We start from the raw sequence: 4261 nt of genomic DNA on the forward strand, positions 1-4261 counted from the left end.
ATTCCTTATTTTCCTTTATACTGAACGTACGAAACCTAAGGAGGATGACTGATGAAGATTCGAAAAGCGGATGAACAAGATTGCCCTGTACTGGTACATCTCATGCGAAAACTATGGCCAGACGCGCCCGAAGCTGAACTGAACCCTGAGGTCCGGCTCGGCATCCGCTCCGGCAAGATGCATTACTTCCTCGCGGAAACAGACGAGGCGGTCGGATTTTGTCAGCTCAGCTTCCGTCATGATTACGTTCCTGGTGCCACTTCTTCCCCGACCGCGTTTTTGGAAGGGATTTACGTGGTCGAAGCGGTGAGGCAGCAAGACGTGGCGACACGGCTCGTCGAGGCCGCCGCCGCGTATGCCCGGTCAAAAGGATGTGACGAACTCGCTTCCGACACGGAAGTCGAGAACGATGGCAGCCAACAGTTCCATGAGCGGATCGGCTTTCAAGAAGTCGAACGGACCGTCCATTACGTAAAAAAGCTCTCTCGCGATTAAGCGAGAGAGCTTTTGTCTTATTTAACGACGTGGATTGGCATACCCATTGCGATTTCTGCCGCTTCCATTGCCATCTCACCGAGTGATGGGTGAGCGTGGATTGTAAGCGCGATATCTTCTGCTGTCATGCCTGCTTCGATGGCGAGACCAAGCTCGGCGATCATATCTGAAGCGCCAGTTCCCGCGATTTGAGCACCGATCAAGAGACCGTCCTCTTTACGCGTGATGAGCTTCATGAAGCCGTCTGGCTCGTCGAGAGCGAGGGCACGGCCGTTCGCTGCGAATGGGAATTTCGATACAGTGATCTCAAGTCCTTCTTCTTTCGCGAGTGGCTCTGTGTAACCGACTGTCGCAAGTTCAGGGTCAGTGAAGACGACCGCTGGGATTGCAGAGTAGTCGAGGTACGCTGGCTTGCCGGCAGCAGCCTCCGCTGCAACTTTTGCTTCGTAAGAAGCTTTGTGCGCGAGCGGTGGTCCTGGTACGATGTCGCCGATGGCGTAGATGTTTTCGTTCGACGTCTTGCACTGGTCGTCGATTTCGATGATACCGCGGTCGCTGATTTTTACTTCCGCGTTTTCGAGACCGATATCGCCAGTGTTCGGACGACGGCCGACTGTGACGAGGACGTAGTCCGCTTCAACAGACTGCTCTTCGCCGTTCACTTCAAACTTAACCGTTACGCCGTCTTCTGTTTCCTCGACGCCTTTTGCAAGTGCGTTCGTGTGAATCGTGACGTTCCCTTTTGTTTGAGTTTCTTTTGACGATTTGCGTCATTTGCGGCTCGAAGCCAGACAAGATGTCGCTAGCGCCTTCAACGACGACGACTTCTGTATCGAAGTTCGCGTACGCTGTGCCGAGCTCCATACCGATGTATCCGCCGCCGATGACGACGAGTTTCTTCGGTACTTCTGGAAGAGCCAATGCGCCAGTTGAAGAAAGGACGCGTTTTGACCATTTGAACGATGGGATCTCGATTGGTGTCGAACCAGTCGCGATGATCGCTTTCTTGAACTTGTAAGGAGTCGAGCTGTCTTCTGTGATGACACGGACCGTATCTTCAGAGGCGAAGAAAGCTTCACCTTGAACGATGTCGATCTTGTTACCTTTCAAAAGACCTTTAACGCCGCCAGTCAATTTGTTGACGACCGACTGTTTCCAGTCTTGGACTTTTGTGAAGTCGACTGACACGTTGTCAGATGTGATCCCCATTGACGAGTGACCTTTTGCGTGCTGGAAGTTATGACCAGCCGTGATCAACGCTTTTGACGGGATACAACCGACGTTCAAGCAGACGCCACCAAAGTTACCTTTTTCGACGATCGTGACTTTAAGGCCGAGTTGTGCGCCACGGATGGCTGCGACGTATCCACCAGGACCGGCGCCGATGACAAGCAAATCAGTTTCTTGTGCGAATTCTCCTACTACCATGTTCTTATCCCTCCATCATTAGAAGTGCTGGATCTTGAAGCAAGCGTTTCACCATGTTGAGTGCGTTTTGAGCAGTCGCACCGTCGATGAGGCGGTGGTCAAAGCTGAATGAGAGGGCGAGGACTGGTGCCGCGACGATCTCGCCGTCTTTAACGACAGCTTTTTCAGCAATGCGGCCGATACCGAGAATCGCAACTTCTGGGTGGTTGATGACAGGTGTGAACCATTGTCCACCAGCAGAACCGATGTTCGTGATTGTGATCGATCCGCCTTTCATGTCGTCCCCAGCAAGTTTGCCTTCACGTGCTTTACCGGCAAGCTCATTGATGTTTGTAGCGAGTGCATAGATTGACTTACGGTCCGCTTCTTTGACGACAGGAACGACGAGGCCGTTGTCCGTGTCAGCAGCGATACCGATGTTGTAGTAGTTTTTGTAGACGATCTCTTCGTTGACATCATCGATCGATGCGTTGATGGCTGGGTACGCTTTCGCTGCAGCCGTCAATGCTTTTACGACGAACGGCAAGTACGTGAGTTTCACGCCTTGGTCAGCAGCCACTTGTTTGAACTCTTTACGGAGTGCGACGAGTTTCGTGACGTCGACTTCGTCCATGAGTGTAACGTGTGGAGCTGTGTGTTTCGAGTTGACCATTGCTTTCGAGATCGCTTTACGGATGCCACGGATTTTCTCGCGCGTTTCGAGTTCAGGTGTCGCTGACTCGTAAGGCTTGATTTCCGTCTTCGCAGCAGCTGCTGGAGCTACAGATTCTGTTTTCTCTGTTGTAGCTTCGGCTGTTGGTGCTTCACCGTTTGCGAATGCATCGATGTCTTCTTTCAAGACACGTCCGTTGTCGCCAGAACCTTTGACTTCACGGATGTCGACGCCTTTTTCACGAGCGTACTTACGGATCGAAGGCATCGCGATCACGCGCTCCGATTTGTGAAGTTGGACTTCACGCGGGCCGTCTTCTTTGACGTCTTCTTTCACGTCTTCCGTCTTCTCTTCAGCTTTAGGCTGTTCAGGAGCTGCTTCCTCTTCGCCTGCTGGCGCGTCACCTTCGATATCGAACGTGATGAGGACGTCACCGACGACCGCAACTGTACCTTCAGAGACTTTAACGTCTTTTACTGTTCCATCAACTGGAGCAGGGATTTCAACGACGGCTTTGTCGTTTTGAACTTCAAGAAGAATGTCATCTTCTTTTACTGTGTCCCCTGCTTTTACGAACCACTTGACGATTTCACCTTCGTGAATTCCTTCACCGATGTCTGGTAATTTAAATTCAAATACTGCCACTGGTTTTCCTCCCATCAATTCATCATGTAAACACAACGAGGGAGACAATTCTCCCTCATCGTTACTTGAACACGATCAGAAGTTGATAACTTCCTTAACTTTTGCAACGACATCTTTATGGTCAGGTAACCATGCGTCTTCACCTTGTGCGAAAAGCGAAGACAGTGTCTGGTGCAGTTACACGAAGCACTGGTGCCTCGAGGTGAAGAATTGCGCGTTCTTGAATTTCAGTTACGACGTTTGCCGCAATCCCTGCTTGACGTTGCGCTTCTTGAACGACGATCGCGCGGCCAGTCTTTTTGACTGATTCTACGATTGTGTCGATATCAAGCGGGCTAACCGTCATGAGGTCGATTACTTCGACGTTGATGTTTTCTTTTTCGAGCTCTTCAGCCGCTTTAAGTGACGTGTGGACCATTGCACCGTAAGTGATGATCGAAACGTCAGTTCCTTCACGCTTCACGTCTGCTTTTCCAAGCTCGATCGTGTAGTCGCCTTCTGGAACTTCGCCACGGAATGAACGGTAAAGTTTCATGTGCTCGAGGAATACGACTGGGTCGTTGTCACGGATCGATGCGATCAAAAGACCTTTCGCATCGTATGGCGTTGACGGGATGACGACTTTAAGACCAGGTGTCTGAGCCATCAAGCCTTCAAGGCTGTCCGCGTGAAGTTCTGGTGTTTTAACGCCGCCACCGAATGGTGAACGGATTGTAACCGGTTGGCTGTAAGCGCCGCCTGAACGGTAACGCATACGTGCCATTTGAGCAGCGACCGAGTCGAATACTTCGAAAACGAATCCGAAGAATTGAACTTCCATGATTGGACGGAAGCCTGTAAGACCAAGACCGATTGCAAGACCACCGATACCAGACTCAGCAAGCGGCGTGTCGAAGACGCGGTCTTCGCCGAACTCATCTTGAAGTCCTTCCGTCGCACGGAAGACCCCACCGTTTTTACCAACGTCTTCTCCGAAGAGAAGTACTTTCTCGTCGCGCTTCATTTCAACGCGCATCGCATCAGTAATCGCTTGGATCATTG

At 51.2% G+C, this 4261-nt stretch carries 2 protein-coding genes and 2 pseudogenes; 1 reads left to right on the forward strand and 3 read right to left on the reverse strand.

Annotation, left to right across the window (positions count from 1 at the left end; genetic code table 11):
* The first annotated feature begins 51 nt into the window (after positions 1–51).
* Positions 52–495 carry an aminoglycoside 6'-N-acetyltransferase gene (gene aac(6'), locus B9Z54_RS21855; RefSeq protein WP_113930474.1) on the forward strand — a complete coding sequence of 148 codons (444 nt, stop codon included), beginning with the start codon at positions 52–54 and terminating at the stop codon, positions 493–495.
* A gap of 17 nt (positions 496–512) precedes the next feature.
* Here the strand turns inward: aac(6') and lpdA are convergent.
* From lpdA to B9Z54_RS21870, 3 genes and pseudogenes are all read right to left on the reverse strand, one after another.
* Positions 513–1923: pseudogene (lpdA, locus tag B9Z54_RS21860) on the reverse strand (dihydrolipoyl dehydrogenase).
* A 4-nt stretch (positions 1924–1927) separates the two neighbouring features.
* Entirely contained in the window at positions 1928–3220 is a 1293-nt protein-coding gene (locus tag B9Z54_RS21865) for a dihydrolipoamide acetyltransferase family protein (RefSeq protein WP_113930475.1), read from the reverse strand.
* A 75-nt stretch (positions 3221–3295) separates the two neighbouring features.
* A pseudogene (locus B9Z54_RS21870) lies at positions 3296–4259 on the reverse strand (alpha-ketoacid dehydrogenase subunit beta).
* Positions 4260–4261: the final 2 nt, after the last annotated feature.

It is taken from the genome of Bacillus sp. P14.5 (assembly GCF_003316765.1).
Taxonomy (GTDB): Bacteria; Bacillota; Bacilli; order Bacillales; family Bacillaceae_B; genus Rossellomorea.